The following is a 20,244-nucleotide window of genomic DNA, read 5'->3' on the forward strand; positions in this document are numbered from 1 at the left end:
GCCAGCCTTGGCTCGCAGGTGCCTATGGGAAAGGAGAGAGAACATGTGCTCTACCTTCCTCTCCAGCGTGTAACTTGAAATAACCCATTCGATTGTTTTCAGGTCATTCCAAGCACCTTAGCCAGGTGTACCTGATTGATTTCTTTTTCGGGGCTGCCCTTTGGATGTCCGGCTTCCCTTTCTGTTAGCAATCTGAACCTCTCCCTACTAGTAATAGAGGCCACGGCGCAACAGGGGATCCCTAGATCAAGCCCTGATCCAAGATCGCGCGGGAATGGGCAATAGCTGCTCTCAAGTTGGCCCGCTGGGTGTAGCGCATCGTCATGGCGGCAGTCGTATGGCCCAGCAGGTGTTGGATGTGTTCGGGGGCAACGCCGCGATCCAGCAGCAAGGTGGCAAAGCTGTGGCGAAACTGGTGGGGGGTTTGGTGGCCCGGCTCGGGCTCGGTAAGCTTGAGCACAATATGACGTAGGCCATCGTAGGTGAGGGGACGGCCCCGGTAGGCCGGGCAGCGGGATTGGGAGACAAACAAGGGATCCGTCGGCGCGCACGGGCCCCGTTCTCGGCTCAGATATTGTTGCAGCAGCTCGGAGAGGGGATCCCCGACCGCCACAGCGCGGGGTTTGCTGCCCTTGCCACAGCGCACCTCCAACAGGGATCCCTCAGGGCTGATCTGAAAATCCTGCACCGTCAAGTCCAACAGCTCCTGTGCCCGCAGCCCGCACTCCAGCAGCAGGCGGATCAAGGCCGCATAGCGCAGAGAATGGCTCTGGGCCCGCTGCAGAACCCGCTGCAACAACAGCCGATCCAGGTCGCGAGGCAGACGGGCGGGCAGGCGGGCAGGCCGAATCGCCTGGGTGGGCAAGGGATCTGGAAAGTAGCCCCGTTGGCTGGCCCACTCAAAAAACTGCTGCAGCGCCAGCCGCTTGAGGTTGTAGGTGGCGGGAGAGGCGGGCGGATGAACCCACTGGCCGGAGCGGTTGCGAAATGGACGCCCCTTCAAGCTGTTTAAAAAAGACTGAACGTGGGACGGCTGCACCTGAGGCAGCGGCACCGGGCAAGTTTTGGCAAACTGTTCCAGGGCAATGCGGTAGGTGCGGCGGCTGGCCGGGGCCAGATCCCGCTGCCGCTCCTGCAAAAATTGCCCCACCAACTGGCTCAGGCTGGGCACGGGGCAGCTCGCCTGACGCTGGAGATGGGCCTGTTGAACCAAGCCGGGCCGGGGATCCCTCATCGGCACGACCAGCAACCCTCCACTCACCTTTAACTTTAGCCTCAACTTTTGGCCAGCGCCGTTCAAAGACGCTCTCTGGCAATCTCCGAAGGGATTGCTACTGGCCAGTCAGCAGGTGTTGGGCGATGAAATCCGTGTACACCTCGCCCCGCAAAAAAGCCTCGTGGCGCAGGATCTGCTGGTGGAAAGGGATCGTGGTGGGCACCCCGGTGATGGCGCATTCCCCCAGCGCCCGCTGCATGCGGCGGATGGCGGCTGCCCGGTTGGGCCCCCAGACGATCAGCTTGCCCAACAGCGAATCGTAATAGGGGGGAATGGTGTAGTCGGTGTAGATGTGGGAGTCCATGCGCACCCCCGGCCCTCCAGGAGGCAAATAGGCGCTGATGGTGCCAGCGCAAGGGCGAAACTGCTGCTTGGGATCCTCGGCGTTGATGCGGCATTCGATGGCATGGCCCCGCAGTTCCACATCCTTCTGGCGAAAGGTCAGGGGTTGACCTTGAGCGATGCGAATTTGCTCGGCAATCAAATCCAGCCCCGTCACCATCTCGGTAACCGGGTGCTCCACCTGGATGCGGGTGTTCATCTCGATGAAGTAGAACTGGCCGTTTTTATCCAGCAGAAACTCCACCGTGCCCGCCCCCACGTAGTTCACCGCTTTGGCTGCCTTCACCGCCGCTGCCCCCATGCGGGCGCGCAAGCTCGTGGTCAGAGCCGGGCTGGGGGCCTCTTCCAGCAGCTTTTGGTGGCGCCGCTGAATCGAGCAATCCCGCTCGTAGAGGTGCACCACATTGCCGTGGCTGTCGGCCAAAATCTGAAACTCCACATGGCGGGGGCGCTCGATGTATTTCTCCAGATAGATGCCCCCATCGCCAAAGGCCGCCTGGGCTTCCCCCTGGGCGGTGCGCATCATCTTCAGCAATTCTTGGGCATCTCTGGCCACCCGCATGCCCCGCCCCCCGCCGCCGGCGGTGGCTTTGATGATCACGGGATAGCCGATTTTCTCCGCCAGCCTCACCGCTTCCTCGTCAGAGGTGATCAGCCCGCGGCTGCCGGGCACGGTCGGCACGCCCACCGCCTGCATGGTCTCGCGGGCCGTGGCTTTGTCGGCCATTTTGCGCATCGCCTCTGGCGAGGGGCCGATGAAGATCAAGTTGTGGTCGGCACACATCTCGGCAAATTTGGCATTTTCCGCCAAGAACCCATAGCCCGGATGAATGGCAGTGGCCCCGCGGGTGAGGGCTGCCGAGATGATGTTGGGGATGTTGAGATAACTTTTGGCCACTGGGGCTTCCCCCACACAGACTGCTTCGTCCGCCAGTTGGACATGTAGAGAGTTCTGATCCGCAGTGGAGTAGACAGCCACGGTGCGGATCCCCATTTCCTGACAGGTGCGGATGATGCGCAGGGCGATCTCGCCTCGGTTGGCAATCAGGATCTTGGTAATGGGCGGCATGGAGAGCGTTCCAAGTCAGAAGAACCCTGGCCGCTTAAGCCGGCGGCCCGTGCAAGGTAGGGTACGTAGGTGCTGATCCTACTATGGCAAGCAGACGGAAGGATCCAGATGGGGATCCCGTATCCGATCAATCCAGTTGACACCCTAGCTGAGGCTGCAGGGATCCAGCAGAATCCCGGTGGGTCAAACTCTACATCTCCGGATACCCATCCGGACGGGATCCGAGGATTTTCAGGTAGAGGTTGATCTTGGCGCCAGCACTTGCATGGGGCGAAACTCTGGATCAGCAATAACTCTCAGCTCCCCTCAGCCTGTACAGACCTGTTCAAAACCCAGGCTTCTCCGGGAAGCTCTCCCAGCCCGATTCTGACGGCAATGGATCCCTCCATCTCTCTCTAGTTGTCGGAGCGAGGCCATGGCCCCAGCCACTCTCCGCCGCGAAAGCGCCAGCGGGGAAACAAAATCCGCATCACCACCCAGAGGTAAAGGCAAACCCAGACTACAACGGAATCGCTTCCCTTCCCGTTGGCCAATCTACAAGTACTGGTGGCAGGTCTGAGACCTGTAGGCAGGTGGCACCCACACCATCGCTACCCCTGCCCACAGCACTTCGTAGGTAATCAATTTGCCGCAACTGGTAGGACGCCCAACTACTAGCGCGACGCCGCTCCCTTCTGGAGCGTGGCTGCCGGTTACTCCCTCGGCTCGCGCCAGCGAGCTGTAGGCCTTTCTTGGTCGCCGGCTCTGGAGTTGGAGCCGGCTTGCAGACTGCGGTCAGCGCTTGCTGCCCAGTAGCAGCCTACCCGTTCCACAGTGGCGGGCAGCGCTCCTCCCCACCACTGGCGACGGCAAGCTGCAGGCCTCTAAATCAGGGAGCTGCCGCGCTGCAAGGAGTTGAGCATCCCCCGCCGGCAACCATCCTACCTCGCCAAAACCTTCCCCCTGACTGATGAGTCGGCTCTCACAGGCCAACGATCTGGGTATTTTCAAAGGAGGAGAGAATCCTGTCCAAATCCTGAGCTTGCAGGGAGTAGGTGGCAGTAGCGTCGTTGCCAAACTGGATCTCGTCTCCGTCCTCAAGATCGCGAAACTCCACCCGCTCCCCCCGGATGTAAAGGCCGTTGGTGCTGGGCGTGCCATGGATGTCTCCATCGATGATTTGGTAAGTAAACCCATCGGGAGAGGAGGGAGATTCGGTCTTCACTAAAATGGCGTGGTGGCGGGAGACGTATTGGGAGTCGATGCGGATGCTGTTGCTCGGATCCCGCCCCAAGGAATAGAGCTCGGCTGTCAGCCAGTAGGCCTTTGGCCCGTGGCGATCCTTGACGATCAACACGTGGTTAAGGGTAGGTCGGCGAGGGGGCGTGGTCATAGCGGACACCCACTGGCACAACACGCGAATAGGATAGTCAAAACATAGCATGGGATCCGAGGCGTGAACCCTGGCCGGTTTGTCTGCCAGAGCCCTTGCCCTGCTGGCGAGTGAGACGACGTTCCTTGACGCTGCCAGAGAGGTGTCAAGAGAGGCCAGGTATGCCCCTGTTCAAGACCGAGTCCCAGGGGATCCCATCTCGTGGCTGTTTTTAACTCCGCAAAATCTCCCTGCCCCCTGAGTTGGCAATCGATGCTTTGAGGAAAGGTCTGAGAAAGGAAAGGAGCAGAAGGCCGAGTAGATTTTTGTAACAATTCCTCTCATAATAAGATTTGATGATGCAAATGCCTCCCAGACCATGAATGGCTCGCAACCGGATCCCGTCAACCAGCCCAAGCCCTCTAGGGTACCGAAGCTGATCGAGTTGCCGGAAGATGAAACCGATGCACAGGTTGGCGATCCCCTGCGCATGCAGCGCTATGAATGTCGCTCTTGTGGCTATGTTTACGAGCCGGCCAAGGGGGATCAGCTCAATCGGATCCCGGCAGGTGTGCCCTTTGAGGAGCTGCCCGCCGACTGGAGATGTCCGGTGTGCCGCGCCGGCAAGCGCCTGTTTCAAGCGGTGGGCGCCAAGGGCAAGCCTTCCGGTTTTCAAGAGAACTTGCGCTATGGCCTGGGGGTCAATGTGATGACCCCTGCCCAGAAAAACCTGCTCATCTTCTTGGGGTTGGCGCTGGGATTTTTGTTTTTGATGAGTTTCTATTTCGTCGAGTGATGGCCAAAATGCTTAAGCTCTGGAGACTGGTGCTGCTAGCTGCCTTCTCTCTCTTGCTGATGGCGGCGCGGATGCCGGACATGAAGGTGGTGCCCTGGCAACAAGTCGAGGTGCCCACCCAGAACATTCTGCTGGACATTGCTTTCACCGGCACCAACCCTTCTCATGGCTGGCTGGTGGGCGATAAAGCGACGCTGTTGGAGTCTCAGGATGGCGGCCTCCACTGGCAGGTGCGCAAGCTGACGGCACTGGAGCCGGAAGCCTATCTGAGCTCGATTAGCTTTGCCGGAGCAGAAGGCTGGGTGGTGGGGCAGCCGAGGATCCTCCTCCACACGCTCAACGAGGGATCCGACTGGACATCCATTCGTCTCAGCAAGCAACTGCCGGGGGAGCCGATCCTAATCCAAGCCCTGGGTCCTGGAGCGGCTGAGATGGTAACCAATGTGGGGGCCATCTACCGCACGGAAGATGGAGGACAGACCTGGCATGCCCAGGTGGAAGAGCCGATTGGGGCGATTAAAAACATTGCCCGCGGCCCAGGAGGAGAGTATCTGGCCGTGTCGTCGCGGGGCAGCTTCTACTTTCTCTACACTCCAGAAAGCCGATCCTGGAAGCCGTATCCGCGGGAAAGCTCTCGCCGCATTCAGAACATGGGCTTTGGCCCCAACGGCAGCGCCTGGAAATTGAACCAAGGCGCGGAGATCGCCTTCACGAGTGACTTCACCTCCGGCGAGTGGTCCAAGCCGTTGCGACCCGGGCGTGCCCTCAGCTTTGGCTATCTAAATGCGGCCTACCAGAACGACCACGACCTCTGGGTGGTGGGCGGCGGCGGCACTCTGATCCACAGCCCCGATGGCGGCAAAACCTGGGAGGAGGCCAAGAAATTGAGCAACATTCCCGCCAATTTCTACAGCATCGAGTTCTTTGGCCCCGACCGAGGATTTATCTTGGGGCAGCGGGGCACGCTTTTGCGCTACGTTGGCTACAGCAATTCCCCGTCCTAGTCCTAGGGTGAATGGAGACAGGAGGGATCCCACCTCACCACCACGGCTGCTGGTGGCGGCCAGCGGGACGGGGGGGCATATCTTTCCGGCGCTGGCCGTTGTCGAGCAGTTGCCCACCTGGCAGATTGAGTGGCTGGGGGTGCCGCAGCGGCTGGAGGCGAAGCTGGTGCCGGACCGCTACCCGCTGCACCGAGTGGCCATGTCCGGCTGGCAGGGATCCCCCTGGCAGAAGCTGGGATCCCTGGTTCAGTTGGCGCGGGCAACGCTGCAGGTGCGGCAGATCCTGGCTTCAGGCCAGTTTGACGTGGTGTTGACCACCGGCGGCTACATCGCCGCCCCGACCATCTTGGCAGCTCGCTCGCTGGGGGTGCCGGTGTTGCTGCACGAGTCCAACTGCCTTCCGGGCAAGGTGACCCGCTGGCTGGGAAGATTTTGCCGGCTGGTGGCCCTGGGCATGGCGGAAACGGCAGAGCATTTGCCAGGGGCAGTTACCCGGGTGGTGGGCACGCCAGTGCGGGCGGAGTTCTATCAGCCCCAGCCCTTGCCCGCGGATCTGCCGATTCCAGAGGGGGATCCTTTGATTGTGGTGATGGGGGGGAGCCAGGGGGCGCGGGGCCTGAACCGCCTGGTTGCCGCCTGTGCCCCCGCCTGGTTGGAGGCAGGGGCGTGGATTGTGCATTTGACCGGCGGCAGTGAGGTCGGGATCCCTTCCCACCCCCGCTACCGCGCTTTTCCTTTCCGCGCCGATGTGGCCGCCTTGCTGCAGCGGGCAACTTTTGCCATCAGCCGGGCTGGCGCTCTCAGCTTGGCGGAGTTGTGGGCCACCGCCACCCCGGCCATTTTGATCCCCTACCCCTTTGCCGCCGAGGATCATCAGTACCACAACGCCCTGGCTTTTGTGGGTCGCGGCGGGGGAGTGGTCATGCGAGAATCGGAAGCGAATCTGGACTTGCTGCGGCAGACGGCCCTGGCCTGGTTGGCTCAGCCCCAGGTGGTTGCCCAAATGGCCGCCAACTTGAAGGCGACAGCTCCTCCTGCTGCCAGCAAGGCAGTTGCCCGCCTGCTCCAGGAGATCTGCCGAGATTCCGCCCGTTAACTCCCCCAAGGGGCCAGCCGTGGTACAGCCGAGATTGGATCGGGATCCTCTTGCCCGCCGCCTGCCTGAGCCTGCCGCAGCCATGGAGACTTCAGCCTGGCTGGAACCTCGTCCTGGTGAGGCGAGCCCCAACGCCGTCGTGCTGGAATCACTGTTGGCGCGCCTGGAACAGTGCTTTGGCATCCCCCAACGTCCTCGCAGCCCTGATGGTCTGCCCCTCTATCCCGACCTCTTGGACGAATTGGTGGGCACGATCCTCTCCCAGAACACCACCGACCACAATAGCAGCCGCGCCTTTCGCGCCCTCAAAGCCGCTTTCCCCTCCTGGGAAGCTGTCTTAGCTGCTGATCCAACCAAGCTGGCCCAGGTGATCCGTCCCGGGGGCCTGGCCCAACTCAAAGCAGCCCGCATTCAGGAGATTCTGGCTGCCATTGTCAAGCGACAGGGATCCCTGAGCCTGGACTTTTTGCGGGATCTGGACGACGCGGACGCTCTGGCCTATCTCCTTTCCCTGAAGGGGGTAGGACTGAAGACAGCCGCCTGCGTGCTGTTGTTTGGCCTGGGCCGGGATCTCTGCCCGGTGGATACCCATGTGCATCGGGTGGCCAACCGTCTTGGCTTGGTGCGGGCCAGACACCCCGACGACACCTTTGCCCAACTGTCGCCGCGGATCCCGGCGGGCAAGGCCTATTCCCTGCACGTCAACTTGATCCGGCTGGGCAAACGCATCTGTAAGGCGCGCATGCCCGAATGTGGCCGCTGCCCTCTGCGACACGAATGCCCCTCCGCCCTGCTGCGGCAGCGCTGATCCCTAGTCTGCCGGCGCAGGGGAAGAGGGAGTGGGCTGGGCAGGGATCCCGTTTTCGACCCCACCTGGGGCAGGAACTTCCGGCTCGAGGACTTGCCGCACAGATTCGATCTCTTGGGAGAGCAACACCCGCTCCCGATCCAAGAGGCCAACCACATGCTCCGGATCCTCCCGCGAGACCACCGGCAACTGGCGCAAATCGTATTCGTACAGCGGCTCGGCGGCCACCGCCACGGCTTCGTCGGGGAAAGTGGTGAGCACAGGCGACTGGCTGACCTGCTCCACCGTCAGCTCGGCCAGTTCCCCGGCCTGCTTGTGGGCCAGGGCCCGCTCCAGGTCTTCCAGGGTGAGAATGCCCCGCAGCCGCTCTTGCCCGTCCACCACCAAAGCGCTGTGGCACTTTTGCTGCAGCAAGCGCTCCAGCGCCTCCCGCAGGGGCGTATCCTGGGGTAGCAGCAGAGAAGGGGGCACCATCACCTCTTGCACCGTCAGGCCCTTCGGCTCCTGCCTGCGACGGGCGGAGGGGTAGATGGCCGGCGGGTGCAACTGCTCCGTCAGCCAGATACTCAGGCCCACCGCCGCCATCACCGGCAAGGCGATGTGGTAGTCCCGCGTCATCTCAAACAGCAGCAGAATGGCCGTCAGGGGAGCCCGCACGCTGGCCGCCAATACCGCCCCCATACCCACCATGGCGTAGGCGGCAGGGGGAGAGAGGGCAATAGCAGGCAAAGCCTTTCCCACCACCTGGCCGTAGCCTGCCCCCAGCACCGCTCCCAAGAACAAAGCCGGGGCAAAGGTTCCCCCGACAAAGCCGCTGCCCACGCTCACCGCGCTGAGGAATACCTTGCCCAGCAACAGCAAGCTAAGCTGGCCGAGGGAAAAGGGCACCCCCTGCAAGATCGACTCAATGGTCTCGTAGCCCACCCCCAGGGCCAACGGGATCCCCAGGCCGACACAGCCCAGGATCCCACCGCCCAGAATCGGCTTGCTCCAGGCTGGCCAGGCCGCCAGGGGGCCACTGCCGAACAGGTGCTTGACCCATTCCAGTGCATAGCCGAAGGCGATGGAGACCAAGCTGGCCAAAAGGCCCAAACCCAAATAGAGGGGCACCTCCAGCAGACTGTGCAGCTCGTAGGCGGGCAAGACAAAAGCCGGCTGCGTAATGGTCGGCAGCAAAAAGGCCGGCTGCGCCCCCAGCCCCACCTGGGCAATCAGGGCCGACACCACCGCTGCCAACACCACCACACTGACGGCAGAAGTGGTGAACGTGCGGGCCAAAGCCAGCTCCAGCGCCAAAAACACCCCGGCAATCGGCGCGTTAAACCCCGCCGCCAGCCCCGCCGCCGCCCCGGCGGCCATCAACAGTTGCACCCGCTCCCGCGCAAGGCGCAGGTTTTGCCCCAGCAGGCATCCCAGTAGGGCCCCGCTTTCCACGCTGGGGGCCTCCGGCCCAAGCGCAGCTCCCGCCCCCAACGAGACGGCGGCAGCCACCAGCTTAAGTGGGATCCATTCTGGGCAAGGGGCGAGAGGCCGGTTGGCACTCACCAAACTGGAGAGGCTGAGGTTGGGGAAAGGCAGAACCACCCCCAGGGTGCCGATCAACAGACCCCCCAGCAGCGGCGCCAAAATGGTTGCCCAGGATCCCAGCAGCAACAGGCCGTGTTGTTGCACAGCCCTGACAATGCTGTCGACGAGAGTATCCTGCAAAAGATAGCGACACCAGCCGATGAGATAGCGAAACCCGATCACCAACAAACCTGTGCCCAGCCCCGCCGCTGCCGCCAGCAGCAGCAGCAGATTCTCAGAGGAAAGACGCAGGCGGGGATCGGCAACGCTAGCGCTATTCATACCTGCTCAAGGGCCGGAGGAGGGTAGGGTCAGGATCTCCACGCCGGTTTCGGTAACGGCAACCGTATGTTCAAACTGGGCGGAGAGCTTGCCGTCTGCCGTCACAGCAGTCCATCCGTCTGCAAGCACCTTCACCTCCCACGTGCCTTCGTTGATCATCGGCTCGATGGTAAACACCATGCCGGGGCGGAGTTTTTCCCCCTTCCCCCGTTCGCCGTAGTGGGGGATCTGGGGCGCCGTGTGGAACTGCCGTCCTACCCCGTGGCCGACAAAGTCCCGCACCACGCTGTAGCCCTGGGACTCGGCGTACTCTTGAATAGCAGCCCCAATATCCCCAACTCTGCCGCCTGGCCTCACGGCGGCAATGCCCCGCCGCAGGCACTCTTCCGCCACCTCCACCAGACGCCGCGCCCGCTCGGAAGGCTGCCCGACAAAGAACGTTTTGGAAGTGTCGCCGTGGTAGCCATCCAAAACGGGGGTGACATCGATATTGATAATGTCCCCTTCCCGCAGGACCTGCTTGGGGCTGGGAATGCCGTGGCAGACAACGTGGTTGACGCTGGTGCAGATGGACCTGGGAAAGCCGTGGTAGCCCAGAGGGGCGCTCCTGGCCCCGTGGGCCCGCGTCCAGCGCTCCGCCTCGTCGTTAAGCTCTTGGGTGGTGACCCCCGGCTGCACCATCGGCTCCAGGTGCTTGAGCAGATCCGCAGCCAGGCGGCAGGCCCGTCGCATCTTCTCCAGCTCCCGCGACGAGAGCAACACAATCGGCTGAGGAGCTTGGGTAAGCTGGCTCATGCCCGTCTGCAAGGCGGATCCCAACTGTTCCCCCCATCGCTGAGAGCGGCGGCTGAGATCGGTTAATAGCGATCGCATATCTTCCATCGTCAAACCCTTCTGTTCTCTGAAGTTGGATCCATCTCCGAAGTCTGAGGCGGCAGGGATCCCGGCCTAGCTCAGCTTTGGGTTGGGCCTTTTGAGCCGCCCTACATCCCTTCACAGGAGACCCGGCCCCTTCTCCGCCGCCGGCGGATCCACTCCACCAGCCACAGCCCCAGAAAGTAGCTAACGAGGGCGCCCCAAAACCCGACAAACGCACAGCCCACCAAGAGTGTGGCCGACACCTCCAGGCCCCACTGCATCCAGTTCTGAGCTACCACCAGTTCCGAAGTGGCAAAGGCTGTTCGGGATCCCAGCAGCCATTCCCCCACCCGGTAGTTAAAGGCATAGATCGGCACATAGGTGAGGGGGTTGCTCACCCAAGTTCCTGCCGCCGCCACCAGCTTGTTGCCCCGCAAAGGAACGGCCAACAGCAGGGCCACCAGGGTTTGAAAGCCGAAGATGGGAAAACAACCCGCAAAAACTCCCGCCGCCAGGCCGCGGGCAATTTCTTTGGGGGAGGATTGCATTCGCAACAGGCGCAGATACAGGTACCGCAGCCAGCGCCTCCAGCCCAGATCCCGGCGGGGCCAAGTCAGCGCAGGTTGAGACTCAAGATAAGGCCCAGCGGATCCCGGCGAACCTGCGAACCAAGAAAATGGTCTCAGCCATGAGAGGGGGCTCATGATGGGGAGCGTAGAAACTGAGAAAAGGTGTTAAGCCCTGTAAATCCATTGTATCTTTTCTGCTGCCGAAGACAAAGGGCTATCGGCAGATCCGCGCCGAGGAATCGCCTCAGGGAGTGGCTAGCTGAGCTTGTCCACCAAGGCCAGCACGAAGTTGAGGCTCAAGTAGGAAACCAGCGCCAGTAAGAACAGAAACAGCGCAATGCTCAGCGCAGCTCGCAGAGATCCCGCCTGGACTTTGGGGGCGGGCCTTTCAGGCGGAGTTTTCATCCTCAAGTCCCAGAAAAGATCCTAGAAGACTCCAATTCTAGGATCTCATCCTGGAGAGACGGGAGCGGGAAGATTGCCAAAAAGTTGCTCAGTACCCCAAGTGTAGAGTTTGGCCCCCGACCCGCTAACGGGGTTACCAGAAAGCGCCTTATATCTATATCCCCTGCCCAAAGATAGGGGCTTTACGGCGCTTTCCGGGAAATTTACTCCTGCCCAGCACCGGATTAACCTACAGGTCACCAGCGCTCCTCCTCACCTGGAAATCCAAATTGGCAACACCGGCATCATCATCCCCCCTGCAGAACAAAAGCGGGTATTTGAGAAGTTTTACCGCTTGCCCAGCTCGGATCCCCGGCGGCGGGGAGGGACAGGGTTGGGCTTGGCCCTTGTGCAACAACGGGTAAACTTGTTGCAAGGGAAAATCTACCTTAACAGCGAGGCCGACCACACTTGTTTTACCTTGCGGTTGCCCCGGCTTCTTTCTGTCTCCGGCCAACAGCAGTCAGCTCAGCCTAGGGCCTAGGCGTCGGGGTGGCTGGCTGGGGAGAAGCAGAGGATTCCCTTTCTTCGATCACTTTTTGCAAGCGGGCCCGCACTCGCTGGTTCAAAACGGGATCTTCGTTGGCCAAGGTCATCAGCTCGCGATATTCGGCCACCGTCAGCCCCTGCTTCTCGACAATGCGGCTGGCTTGGGTTTCCGTGCGCTGCATGATCTGCTCGTACTCTTCTTCGTTCTGGGTCTCTCGCAACTGAGCGCTGGCTTCCCGGATCAAAGGATCCAATTCCAACAGAATCTGCACCAACTGCTCCACCTGAGCATCGGTAACTTGCTCTGGGGTTAGAGTTGGGGAAGCTTGCGGGCTGGGAGCCCCCCCTGTAGCCGCAGAAGGAGTTGCAGCAGGACTGGGGAGCGGGGTTGCCTCCTGCGCCCAAAGCGGCGGGGATCCCAGAATCAATCCCAGACTCACCAGCAACGCGAATTTCCTCATGCCCAAAACTCCCTCGACCTAGAGTAAACTACCCGGCTCCGACCGCCTCCCTTCCCCCCCAACCCCCCGCATACCAGGGGCAGGGAGGCGGGGGGATGGAAGGGAGTACGAAGCGGGGCTCCTGCAGCTTCTACCTGAGACCGACCGGAACCCTTATGGCTCAGGTCATCCCTGAAGCCAGAGTAGCAAGAGGTCTGTCTGCCGTCTAAGGGTTTAACGCAGTACGGGAAACCTATCCTGGACATATTGTAGAAACGGAAAATTGGTTGTACAGTCGTAGTACGCTCTCCAAAGGATGCTCGCCCCGCGAGTATTCCTTTTGGTGAAGCTGCTCTAGGTTTGCGCAGTTGCAATTGGCCAACCCTAATCCCCACTAAGGGGAGTTGCCTGTACCTGGGTTTAGGTATGTGTTCTGTTGAGCGTTCCTTATTGTCGATGCTAGCTCAGAGGCCAGATCGGAAGGGAGTCTCCTGCGCTGGCAGTTGACTTTCTTCGCAGGCATCAGAGCTAATCGATACCCTATTTCTCTTTGCTCCCTTCCGGGGAGAAAGGGTTTATTTTTCAACTGAATAAGCAGTTTCCCGGCAAAGTTCTTGGAGGGGAGACAGAGGTAAGTTGCCTTCCTTTTCCGCTCGTGGAGGAGGACGTTCGTTGTCCTTTGTTATTTCTGTAAAGGATGATAACAAAAGCCGGTAGAAGTTATTGATTTTCTTAGGTATTGCTGATATATTTTTTAAGGTTGTCTTGTAATCCTTCTACAGGAGGCTGACATTGGTCAGGAGAAGAAAGCGTAAGAGCCGCCGTCGTTTGGAGGGGCGCAAAATTTTAGATTATATTCCTCAATTTAAATTAGATAGCGGCGAAGAAAAGTCTGTAACCGCCGCCCGGAGATACATACAGGAAAACTCTATTCAGCCGCCTGCGCTGATTCTGGTTCGGCGAAACGAGCACACGATAGACCGATTTTTCTGGGCGGAGAAGGGACTATTCGGCGCGCAATATGTCGAAGAAAATCACTTTCTCTTTCCCAGCTTACGGGCTTTGCTAGCGCAGGTTGCGGCTGAGAAGCCGGAGAAAAAATCTTCCAAGGCTCTGGCAACTGCCGCTCAATAGTTTCTATATCAATACCGGCCTCAGGAGCTGAAGAAACAGCCCCCCCACGGGGGGCTTGCTTTTATCCTCGGCAAGAGAACCATCCAATTAACGGGATCCCTTTCCACCTAGCATCTATCTAGCCCCTCATCGCCCATCTTCGACTTCTCGGAGAGGGGTTTGCGCGCTACCTTACAGGGGATCCCGTCGGGAGGTTCTGGATGAGCCGACTGCCGCAGACCACCGCCCATGTACAAATTACCCGCCGCTCCTGGCAGGAGGGCGCCATTGAAGGGGAAGTCAACGCCAACGGTTGGGTTTGGCGCTTTTGCTGGCGCTTTCGATCCGGGGAGCTGAAGGTGGAACCCTCTGTAGGGCGGGCCTTGATTTGCGATCCCTTGAGCCGTTTTTTGGAGAAATCGGATTACTTACTAGAGCCCGGCAGCAACTACTCATTTGTTATTCGTAGCCGCCTCTAGGGATCCCTGGGCAAACAGGGGGAGAGTTGGCCATGCTGCCGAGACAGCTCTCCTCCAAGAGTAATCTGCGCTTCCAGCGAACAGGCTCTAATATTGGGATGGTTGTTCTAGGAGCTGCCTTCATGTCCTCTTCCTCCCACCTGACGACTGCAGAGCGGGCAGTGGGTTCTGCCAACGGCCTGAAGGAGGCCCCTCCACTGGCGGAACGGGATCCCTTGGCCCGTGCCCTCGCCGTGGATGAAGCGCTCGACCGCAGGAACAACCTGTTGAATCGCCGCCTGCAAATGGTGGAAGAACTTTGGGAAGCCGTAATCCTGCAGGAGTGCGGGCAGCCTTTGGTAGATCTGTTGCAGCGGCTGCGCTCCATGTGTTCCCCTGAAGGGCAGGCCTTGGAGTACCCCATCCCGGAAGTACTACAAATTGTCGAGCATCTCAGCCTTGATGCAGCCATTCAAACGGCCCGCGCCTTCGCTTTGTTCTTTCAGTTGATCAACATTGTTGAACAGCACTACGAACGGGCAGAAGACTCAGATATGCGCATGGTGGACAGCCAGCAGCGCACCGTGCGGGAAAACGAAAAATTTGAACGTCTGTTCCCTTACCTGCGGCTTCAGGGGGTGCCGCCGGGACTGCTGCGCCGGCTGCTGGAGCGGCTGCACATCCGCCTGGTGTTCACCGCCCACCCCACCGAGATCGTCCGCCACACCATCCGCGAAAAGCAACGGGCCTTCTCCCACTTGCTCAGCCAACTGGACTGGGCAGAGCAGTCTCACCCTCTGCAGGCCCAGATGTTGAGAGAACAACTGGCGGAGGAGGTTCTGCTCTGGTGGCGCACCGACGAGTTGCATCAGTCCAAACCGACCGTTCTGAACGAAGTCGATTACACCTTGCACTATTTTGAAGAGGTTTTGTTTCAGGCTATCCCTCTGCTGCATGAGTACCTCAGCCGCAGCTTGAAAAAGTCCTTTCCCAGCGTCGAGCCACCGCCGGCAGGCTTTTGCAACTTCGGCTCGTGGGTGGGCGGGGATCGGGACGGCAACCCTTCCGTCACTGCCGACGTTACCTGGCAAACGGCCCGCTACCAGCGCAACCTGATTTTGGGCAAGTACATCGAGTCCGTGAAGGCCCTCACCAAAACCCTGAGCGTCTCTTTGCACTGGGGGGATGTGGACAGCCAGTTGCTGGATGTCCTTGAGCAGGATCGCCGCCGCATGCCCGAGGTTTACGAGTCCTTTTCGCTGCAATATCGCCAAGAGCCCTACCGGCTCAAGCTCAGCTACATCCAGCGGCGGCTGGAGTTGACGCGGGAGCGCAACCGCAATTTGGCCGACTCCGCTTGCCTGCCTGTCCCGCCCCCTCTGGACAACGCCTACGCCAATGCAGAAGAATTTCTGGCCGACTTGCAGCTTATTCAGAGCAGCTTGAAAAACAGTGGCCTCTCCTGCCGCCAGTTGGATCACCTCATTTGCCAGGTGCAGGTCTTTGGCTTCCATCTGGCCCACCTGGATATCCGCCAAGACAGCAGCTACCACGAGGCCGCTCTCACCGAGATCTTCGAGTACTTGCGGATCTTGCCGCGGCCCTACAGCGAGATGACGGAGGAGGAAAAAACAGCTTTTCTCCTGCGGGAGCTGCAAACCCGCCGGCCCCTCATCCCTCTAGAAGCTCCCTTTTCCGATAAAGCGGCGGAGCTGATTGCCACCTTTCGCACCCTGCGCCGGCTGCAGCAGGAATTTGGCATGGCCATGTGCCAAACCTACGTGATCAGCATGAGCCGCCAGTTGAGCGATCTGTTAGAGGTGCTGCTGCTGGCTAAGGAGGTGGGCCTTTACGATCCCATCAGCGGGCGCGGATCCCTGGCGGTGGTGCCGTTGTTCGAGACCGTTGAAGACCTAAAGGGGGCGCCAGAGGTGCTGCGGCAGTTGTTGGAGATCCCCTTCTATCGCCAGTACCTGGCCCAGCAGGAAAACCTACAGGAGGTGATGCTGGGCTACTCGGATAGCAACAAGGACGCTGGCTTTCTAAGCAGCAACTGGGAGATCTACAAAGCCCAGCAGCGGCTGCAGGCGGTGGCCGAGTCCTATGGGGTGAAGTTGCAGATCTTCCATGGCCGGGGTGGCTCGGTGGGGCGCGGGGGAGGGCCGGCCTACGAGGCGATCTTGGCCCAGCCGGGGCGCAGCGTGGGGGGCCGCATCAAGATTACTGAGCAGGGAGAGGTGTTGGCCTCTAAGTACTCTCTCCAGGATCTGGCCATTTTTAACCTGGAAACTGTTACCAGCGCCGTCATCCAGGCGAGCCTGCTGCGCACCTACCCCAACGACCTGCACGAGTGGTCGCGCCTGATGGAATCGCTGGCAGAGCGCTCTCGCCAGGTGTACCGCAAGCTGGTCTACGAGCAGGAAGGCTTTGTCGAGTTTTTCCACGAGGTCACCCCCATCGAAGAGATCAGCCAACTGCAGATTAGCTCCCGCCCAGCTCGCCGCAGCGGCAACTCGAAAGATATCGGATCCCTGCGGGCCATTCCCTGGGTATTCAGTTGGACACAGAGCCGTTTTCTCTTGCCCGCATGGTATGGAGTGGGCACCGCTCTAGAGGAATACGCGGCTAAAGGCGAACACAACCTCAACCACCTGCAGCATCTCTACCGCGAGTGGCCCTTCTTCCGCATGGTGATCTCCAAAGTGGAGATGACCCTGGCCAAGGCGGATCTGCAAATTGCCCGCCACTACGTGCGAGAGATGAGCTCCCCCGAGCGCCTGGAGCGGGCGATGGAGCTATTCGAGCTCATTGCCCAGGAGATGTACCGCACCCGGGAGATGGTTTTGAAAATTACAGGACACAAGGAGCTGTTGGAGAACGACCCCTATCTGAAGCGCTCGGTGCAACTGCGCAACCGTTCAATCGTGCCCCTCGGGTTTATCCAGGTCTCGCTCCTCAAGCGCCTGCGTGGCAAGCAAAAATCCCATTTCCACAACACCCAGTACAACCGCGCCGAGCTGCTGCGGGGAGCTCTGCTCACCATCAACGGCATCGCCGCCGGTATGCGCAACACAGGCTGAGCACCGACTCTTCCTGGGGATCAAGGATAGCTACGGCCCTCTCCAACCGGCCTAGGATATCTCCGGGAGCAAGGCGGTTGGGAGTTGCCTCAGCAGGAGCAGCCCTCAGGCCAGGACGGCTTGAGGGTGAGGTCAGAACAAATCATCTTCGTACTCGTCTGGCTCCGCCTCTTGCACTTCCACCGATTCCACCTCGACAACACGGCGGGAAGGACGACGAGGTTTTTCCTCAACGTAGCTCTCACCCTGGTCTTGAGGCAGACGGGGGGGACGACGGCGGGTGACTGTGCCTCGTTCTTCCTGCACATCCTCGGGATAGTCCTCGGCAGCCGAGCGGCGAGAGGGATCCGGCTCATCGTCCTCGGTGTCCCGACGGAAGCGGGTCTCTTGCTCCTCGTAATACTCCTCCGCTGCCGGGCGAGGGCGGGGGCGCACACGGGTATCGCTGGTCAGTTGGGGCCGCGGGCGACGAGCTGGCTCCTCGCTGCGTTCAGGAATGGAGCGGCTGGCGGAGGAGGTGTCGCGAATGCGGGATCCGCTAGGCCGCGTGGAAACGCTGCGCGTCTGGGCATAGCCATCGGGTGGATAGGTGCGGCTAAAGCCCCGGGGCCCCACGACCGGACGCACTCCACCCCCCTGCCGTACCTTTTCGTTCAAGAGGATCCGCAATCGGAAGGTTTCGAAGGCAAACCAGCCAGCTATCACCGCCAGCAGCACCTGGGCAAAAAACAGCAACGGGATGAGCCGCTGACCCTCCAGAAGCAAACTGATGGAATAGATCAGGCCCATCGTGGCGAAAATCACATCCGACTCTGCGGAAGCCTCTCGCTTGATGAACCGAACCGCAAAGATAGCCCCACTGGCAATTGCCACCAGCGCTGCCATCAAAAAATAGGGGCTTTGGGTGAGAAACATGCCAGGGATCCCTAAACTGCTGAAAACAGGAAGGCGTCAGGCCTTACCCATTTCGCAGCCGATCTTAACATCGATCCTCCCAGGGACAACCATCCCGGTTTTAGGGCAGGATCCCTCAAAGGAAGGGGATCGGTGCTAGGATGGCCTGTACATTCCAGTAGGCTTCATGCTGTATCTGGCGCGGGTAGACAAGAAAAGTCTTTTTGGCCAGGCGGAGCTGCAGCTCTTGGCCCAGCAAGCCGAGGGTGGGGTTTGGGCGCCGCTTCGCCAGCCAGAACGGGTTACCTCTAAGGAGGCAGCCTCCTACAACGTGGGGGTATTGCTGCTGGTTGAGCTTGCGGAAAATCGGCAGGTGCAGCGGGTGGAAGAGGCGGCGATGAAGTTGGTGGAGATGTTGCACAGCCTCTCGCAGGCCCGCAGCCTGGCCGACCTGGCGGAGATCGAAAGCTGGCGTCAATCTTTGACCCGGCAAAGTCAAGAGCTGAGCCGTCGCGAAGCGGAGATGGCCGCTCTCCAGGAGCAACTGCAACAGTGGGAGGCTCGGCTGCGCGAGAAGCTATCCTCCTAAACTGGGCTGAGATCAGGCCGTAGCTCGCGGGCACCTCGCAGATAGACGTGGTGCATCTCAGCCTGGGCCAGCGGGGTGTTCAGTTGGATCAAAACGCGGATACAACGGGGCAGAGCGCCGTTGACGTCCATTTGTTGCACGTCCAACAGAGGCACCAACTCCCAGCCGGGGCGGCGGCGGGCAAATTGGGCAGGAAAGGCCGCGTTGAGATCGGGGGTAACGGAGAAAATGACGCTCACCAACTCCGCCGGATTGATGGCGTTGCGATGTTCCAGGGCGTCCAGTAGCTCGTTCACCGCAGCGCCAATGGCCTCGGCAGTGTTTGCCGGAACGGTGATGGCCCCTCGGATTGCTCTGACCCGCCACCCCAATGGCTACACCCTCAAGCGCTTGAGCTCGTCCTGCTTCCAGAGAATTATACAGACTCGTCCCGACGGGATCCCATCCCGCTGCTGGATCTGGTTACGGGGCGGGCTGTAACAACTTCTCCAGGATCTGGTCGTGGCTGAGGCCGGAGTCCACCCAGGCCTCTCCTTCCTTGAGGCGGGCGGCAGCGGTCAAGATAAACAAGTTGCTCTTCGCTCCCAAAGCCTCGCTGGTGGTTTGCACACAGCCCAGATCCTGGCCGGTCAGCTGGCTAAACCAGGTGGCCAACAGCCCTGCCTCCAAAAAGCCCATCGGGCGCTTGAAGTGGGGGGGTGTGGCAGCGGCAAAGGGAGAGTTGCGGATCGACACCACCAGCACCCCCTGATTTTTGTAGGTCCAGTCGATGTCGATCAGCCCCCAGCCGTGGGTCTTCCAGGCTTGTTTGAGATTTTGTAAAAAGAGCCCCATCTCCAGCTCGGACAAAGGCTTCTGGTAGTAGTCGGAGAGCTCCTGGGCAAAGCGGCGGAAAAACTCTTTGCCCCACATACGGCCACAGTTGCGCAATACCAGGCGGGCGGCCTGCCCTGTCTCGTATTCCAAGCCGGTGTAGATGCCTCGTAGCAATGCTTCTGGAAGGGCCAAGAGCCGGTCGCCGTGGCGACTTTCCAGCAAACCGGACTCCAGATCGCCTTGCAGATAGGCGCTGGGCGCGTAATAGTTGGCCAAAACAGGCGTGTAGGGGTCAAAGTCGGCGAGGCTGCTGGGGATGGGGGGGGTGCTGGCCATAGGGGATCCCTGGGTTATCAGTATCGGTAAGTTACCAAAAGGCGGTGGGGAAGGTTCTAGGCGGATTTGAGGCCGTTTAAAGAGAGCAAAGCTGCCTGCACCTGGGTGATCCAGGGGCGGATGAACTCCAGTTCGCCGGGAGTTAGGTGATCCCTAAGCTCTTGCTGAAAAGTCCGATGGACTACCTCATAAACGCTCTGCAGCTCGTACAGGCGCACCTCCTCTTCCATCCACTCGATCAGCCGCTCCTTCAAGAGGTTTTCGTCCTGCAGCAACATGGCCAGGGCGCTCTGACGCAGCAACAGGAGCAGGTGCCGCCGGCACAGGTTTACCGTTTGCGGAGAAAGATTGGGCATCTCCTTTTGAAGGGTGTCTAGGGTGCGGCTCACCATCTGGCTCTCCCCTTCCCGTACGACCCGGTACACGTGCAGCCGCTTTGGCCAGCCGAGCACATAGGCTTTGAGCTGCTCCAGTTGCTCCGGCGTGAGGTAGCGGGCCTCGGCCTCAATTAGCATCTGCTCCAGTGGGCTCACCATCTCACTTCTCCAAAGTGTTGGTGGGTGCTCAG

The 20,244-nt window shown here is 60.3% G+C and carries 21 protein-coding genes and 1 pseudogene; 9 read left to right on the forward strand and 13 right to left on the reverse strand.

Annotated features, from left to right (window positions below):
• Positions 1–241 precede the first annotated feature (241 nt).
• From SYN60AY4M2_RS03930 to SYN60AY4M2_RS03940, 4 genes and pseudogenes are all read right to left on the reverse strand, one after another.
• On the reverse strand, positions 242–1,300 hold the full coding sequence (locus SYN60AY4M2_RS03930) for a site-specific integrase (RefSeq protein WP_240527717.1): 1,059 nt from the start codon (positions 1,298–1,300) through the stop codon (positions 242–244).
• A gap of 31 nt (positions 1,301–1,331) precedes the next feature.
• Positions 1,332–2,687: an acetyl-CoA carboxylase biotin carboxylase subunit gene (accC, locus tag SYN60AY4M2_RS03935; protein ID WP_011429740.1), complete on the reverse strand. Its 1,356-nt coding sequence runs from the start codon at positions 2,685–2,687 to the stop codon at positions 1,332–1,334.
• 534 nt (positions 2,688–3,221) lie between these two features.
• Positions 3,222–3,381 (reverse strand): annotated as a pseudogene (locus tag SYN60AY4M2_RS14365) (RNA-guided endonuclease TnpB family protein); the annotation flags it as partial.
• A gap of 267 nt (positions 3,382–3,648) precedes the next feature.
• Positions 3,649–4,059, reverse strand: coding sequence for an FHA domain-containing protein (locus SYN60AY4M2_RS03940; protein ID WP_011429738.1), 411 nt, complete (start codon positions 4,057–4,059; stop codon positions 3,649–3,651).
• A gap of 358 nt (positions 4,060–4,417) precedes the next feature.
• Here SYN60AY4M2_RS03940 and SYN60AY4M2_RS03945 point away from each other — a divergent pair, with 358 nt between their 5' ends.
• Genes SYN60AY4M2_RS03945 through nth form a run of 4 tightly spaced genes read left to right on the forward strand, consistent with a single transcriptional unit; the run spans position 4,418 to position 7,742 of the window.
• Positions 4,418–4,834 (forward strand): rubredoxin, encoded by a 417-nt coding sequence (locus SYN60AY4M2_RS03945; RefSeq protein WP_346426045.1) that lies wholly within the window; start codon positions 4,418–4,420, stop codon positions 4,832–4,834.
• A gap of 29 nt (positions 4,835–4,863) precedes the next feature.
• Complete coding sequence (locus tag SYN60AY4M2_RS03950) at positions 4,864–5,838, forward strand: photosynthesis system II assembly factor Ycf48 (RefSeq protein ID WP_011429736.1); 975 nt, start codon at positions 4,864–4,866, stop codon at positions 5,836–5,838.
• Complete coding sequence (murG, locus tag SYN60AY4M2_RS03955) at positions 5,813–6,934, forward strand: undecaprenyldiphospho-muramoylpentapeptide beta-N-acetylglucosaminyltransferase (RefSeq protein WP_346426187.1); 1,122 nt, start codon at positions 5,813–5,815, stop codon at positions 6,932–6,934. The genes SYN60AY4M2_RS03950 and murG overlap by 26 nt, the downstream gene beginning before the upstream one ends.
• A 19-nt stretch (positions 6,935–6,953) precedes the next feature.
• Positions 6,954–7,742: an endonuclease III gene (gene nth / locus SYN60AY4M2_RS03960; RefSeq protein WP_228375438.1), complete on the forward strand. Its 789-nt coding sequence runs from the start codon at positions 6,954–6,956 to the stop codon at positions 7,740–7,742.
• A 3-nt stretch (positions 7,743–7,745) separates the two neighbouring features.
• On the opposite strand, the gene SYN60AY4M2_RS03965 is transcribed toward nth, so the two are convergent.
• The 4 genes from SYN60AY4M2_RS03965 to SYN60AY4M2_RS14020 all read right to left on the reverse strand — a co-directional run bounded on the left by SYN60AY4M2_RS03965 (position 7,746) and on the right by SYN60AY4M2_RS14020 (position 11,422).
• Complete coding sequence (locus SYN60AY4M2_RS03965; RefSeq protein ID WP_099812333.1) at positions 7,746–9,590, reverse strand: chloride channel protein; 1,845 nt, start codon at positions 9,588–9,590, stop codon at positions 7,746–7,748.
• Positions 9,591–9,596: 6 nt separating this feature from the next.
• Positions 9,597–10,385 (reverse strand): type I methionyl aminopeptidase, encoded by a 789-nt coding sequence (gene map / locus SYN60AY4M2_RS03970; RefSeq protein ID WP_011429732.1) that lies wholly within the window; start codon positions 10,383–10,385, stop codon positions 9,597–9,599.
• Between the two features lie 188 nt (positions 10,386–10,573).
• Positions 10,574–11,065, reverse strand: a complete 492-nt coding sequence (locus SYN60AY4M2_RS03975; RefSeq protein WP_346426062.1) for a DUF2062 domain-containing protein — start codon at positions 11,063–11,065, stop codon at positions 10,574–10,576.
• Positions 11,066–11,272: 207 nt separating this feature from the next.
• Complete coding sequence (locus SYN60AY4M2_RS14020) at positions 11,273–11,422, reverse strand: hypothetical protein (protein WP_011429730.1); 150 nt, start codon at positions 11,420–11,422, stop codon at positions 11,273–11,275.
• A gap of 109 nt (positions 11,423–11,531) precedes the next feature.
• Between SYN60AY4M2_RS14020 and SYN60AY4M2_RS03980 the strand changes: the two genes are divergently transcribed.
• Positions 11,532–11,945 (forward strand): ATP-binding protein, encoded by a 414-nt coding sequence (locus SYN60AY4M2_RS03980; protein WP_099812334.1) that lies wholly within the window; start codon positions 11,532–11,534, stop codon positions 11,943–11,945.
• On the opposite strand, the gene SYN60AY4M2_RS03985 is transcribed toward SYN60AY4M2_RS03980, so the two are convergent.
• Entirely contained in the window at positions 11,935–12,411 is a 477-nt protein-coding gene (locus tag SYN60AY4M2_RS03985) for a DUF4168 domain-containing protein (protein WP_011429728.1), read from the reverse strand. The genes SYN60AY4M2_RS03980 and SYN60AY4M2_RS03985 overlap by 11 nt on opposite strands.
• Before the next feature lie 771 nt (positions 12,412–13,182).
• Here SYN60AY4M2_RS03985 and SYN60AY4M2_RS03990 point away from each other — a divergent pair.
• The 3 genes from SYN60AY4M2_RS03990 (at position 13,183) to ppc (ending at position 17,041) form a co-directional block, all read left to right on the forward strand.
• Complete coding sequence (locus tag SYN60AY4M2_RS03990) at positions 13,183–13,524, forward strand: DUF3155 domain-containing protein (RefSeq protein ID WP_041438161.1); 342 nt, start codon at positions 13,183–13,185, stop codon at positions 13,522–13,524.
• Positions 13,525–13,724: 200 nt separating this feature from the next.
• Positions 13,725–13,982 (forward strand): DUF3146 family protein, encoded by a 258-nt coding sequence (locus SYN60AY4M2_RS03995; protein WP_011429727.1) that lies wholly within the window; start codon positions 13,725–13,727, stop codon positions 13,980–13,982.
• A 122-nt stretch (positions 13,983–14,104) separates the two neighbouring features.
• Positions 14,105–17,041 (forward strand): phosphoenolpyruvate carboxylase, encoded by a 2,937-nt coding sequence (gene ppc / locus SYN60AY4M2_RS04000; RefSeq protein ID WP_099812335.1) that lies wholly within the window; start codon positions 14,105–14,107, stop codon positions 17,039–17,041.
• A gap of 132 nt (positions 17,042–17,173) precedes the next feature.
• Here ppc and SYN60AY4M2_RS04005 read toward each other — a convergent pair whose 3' ends face one another.
• On the reverse strand, positions 17,174–17,956 hold the full coding sequence (locus SYN60AY4M2_RS04005; RefSeq protein ID WP_099812336.1) for a Ycf66 family protein: 783 nt from the start codon (positions 17,954–17,956) through the stop codon (positions 17,174–17,176).
• A gap of 166 nt (positions 17,957–18,122) precedes the next feature.
• Here SYN60AY4M2_RS04005 and SYN60AY4M2_RS04010 point away from each other — a divergent pair, with 166 nt between their 5' ends.
• Positions 18,123–18,524: a hypothetical protein gene (locus SYN60AY4M2_RS04010; protein WP_011429724.1), complete on the forward strand. Its 402-nt coding sequence runs from the start codon at positions 18,123–18,125 to the stop codon at positions 18,522–18,524.
• Here the strand turns inward: SYN60AY4M2_RS04010 and aroH are convergent.
• The 3 genes from aroH to SYN60AY4M2_RS04025 form a co-directional block, all read right to left on the reverse strand.
• On the reverse strand, positions 18,521–18,895 hold the full coding sequence (gene aroH, locus SYN60AY4M2_RS04015) for a chorismate mutase (RefSeq protein WP_011429723.1): 375 nt from the start codon (positions 18,893–18,895) through the stop codon (positions 18,521–18,523). The two genes, SYN60AY4M2_RS04010 and aroH, sit on opposite strands and share 4 nt — an antisense overlap.
• A gap of 91 nt (positions 18,896–18,986) precedes the next feature.
• Positions 18,987–19,676, reverse strand: a complete 690-nt coding sequence (locus SYN60AY4M2_RS04020) for a V4R domain-containing protein (protein WP_011429722.1) — start codon at positions 19,674–19,676, stop codon at positions 18,987–18,989.
• A 56-nt stretch (positions 19,677–19,732) separates the two neighbouring features.
• Positions 19,733–20,212: a hypothetical protein gene (locus SYN60AY4M2_RS04025; RefSeq protein WP_011429721.1), complete on the reverse strand. Its 480-nt coding sequence runs from the start codon at positions 20,210–20,212 to the stop codon at positions 19,733–19,735.
• Between the last annotated feature and the right edge of the window lie 32 nt (positions 20,213–20,244).

The organism is Synechococcus sp. 60AY4M2 (assembly GCF_002760375.1).
Classification (GTDB): Bacteria; Cyanobacteriota; Cyanobacteriia; order Thermostichales; family Thermostichaceae; genus Thermostichus.

What these genes read in the sequence shown, in the direction of transcription:
- SYN60AY4M2_RS03945 (WP_346426045.1), top strand. Translation starts at nt 4,418, where the DNA reads ATGAATGGCTCGCAACCGGATCCCGTCAACCAGCCCAAGCCCTCTAGG.
- SYN60AY4M2_RS04005 (WP_099812336.1), bottom strand. Translation starts at nt 17,956, where the DNA reads ATGTTTCTCACCCAAAGCCCCTATTTTTTGATGGCAGCGCTGGTGGCA.
- SYN60AY4M2_RS04025 (WP_011429721.1), bottom strand. Translation starts at nt 20,212, where the DNA reads ATGGTGAGCCCACTGGAGCAGATGCTAATTGAGGCCGAGGCCCGCTAC.
- map (WP_011429732.1), bottom strand. Translation starts at nt 10,385, where the DNA reads ATGAGCCAGCTTACCCAAGCTCCTCAGCCGATTGTGTTGCTCTCGTCG.
- SYN60AY4M2_RS03985 (WP_011429728.1), bottom strand. Translation starts at nt 12,411, where the DNA reads ATGAGGAAATTCGCGTTGCTGGTGAGTCTGGGATTGATTCTGGGATCC.
- SYN60AY4M2_RS03965 (WP_099812333.1), bottom strand. Translation starts at nt 9,590, where the DNA reads ATGAATAGCGCTAGCGTTGCCGATCCCCGCCTGCGTCTTTCCTCTGAG.
- SYN60AY4M2_RS03995 (WP_011429727.1), top strand. Translation starts at nt 13,725, where the DNA reads ATGAGCCGACTGCCGCAGACCACCGCCCATGTACAAATTACCCGCCGC.
- ppc (WP_099812335.1), top strand. Translation starts at nt 14,105, where the DNA reads ATGTCCTCTTCCTCCCACCTGACGACTGCAGAGCGGGCAGTGGGTTCT.
- SYN60AY4M2_RS14020 (WP_011429730.1), bottom strand. Translation starts at nt 11,422, where the DNA reads ATGAAAACTCCGCCTGAAAGGCCCGCCCCCAAAGTCCAGGCGGGATCT.
- SYN60AY4M2_RS04010 (WP_011429724.1), top strand. Translation starts at nt 18,123, where the DNA reads ATGCTGTATCTGGCGCGGGTAGACAAGAAAAGTCTTTTTGGCCAGGCG.
- SYN60AY4M2_RS03940 (WP_011429738.1), bottom strand. Translation starts at nt 4,059, where the DNA reads ATGACCACGCCCCCTCGCCGACCTACCCTTAACCACGTGTTGATCGTC.
- SYN60AY4M2_RS04020 (WP_011429722.1), bottom strand. Translation starts at nt 19,676, where the DNA reads ATGGCCAGCACCCCCCCCATCCCCAGCAGCCTCGCCGACTTTGACCCC.
- accC (WP_011429740.1), bottom strand. Translation starts at nt 2,687, where the DNA reads ATGCCGCCCATTACCAAGATCCTGATTGCCAACCGAGGCGAGATCGCC.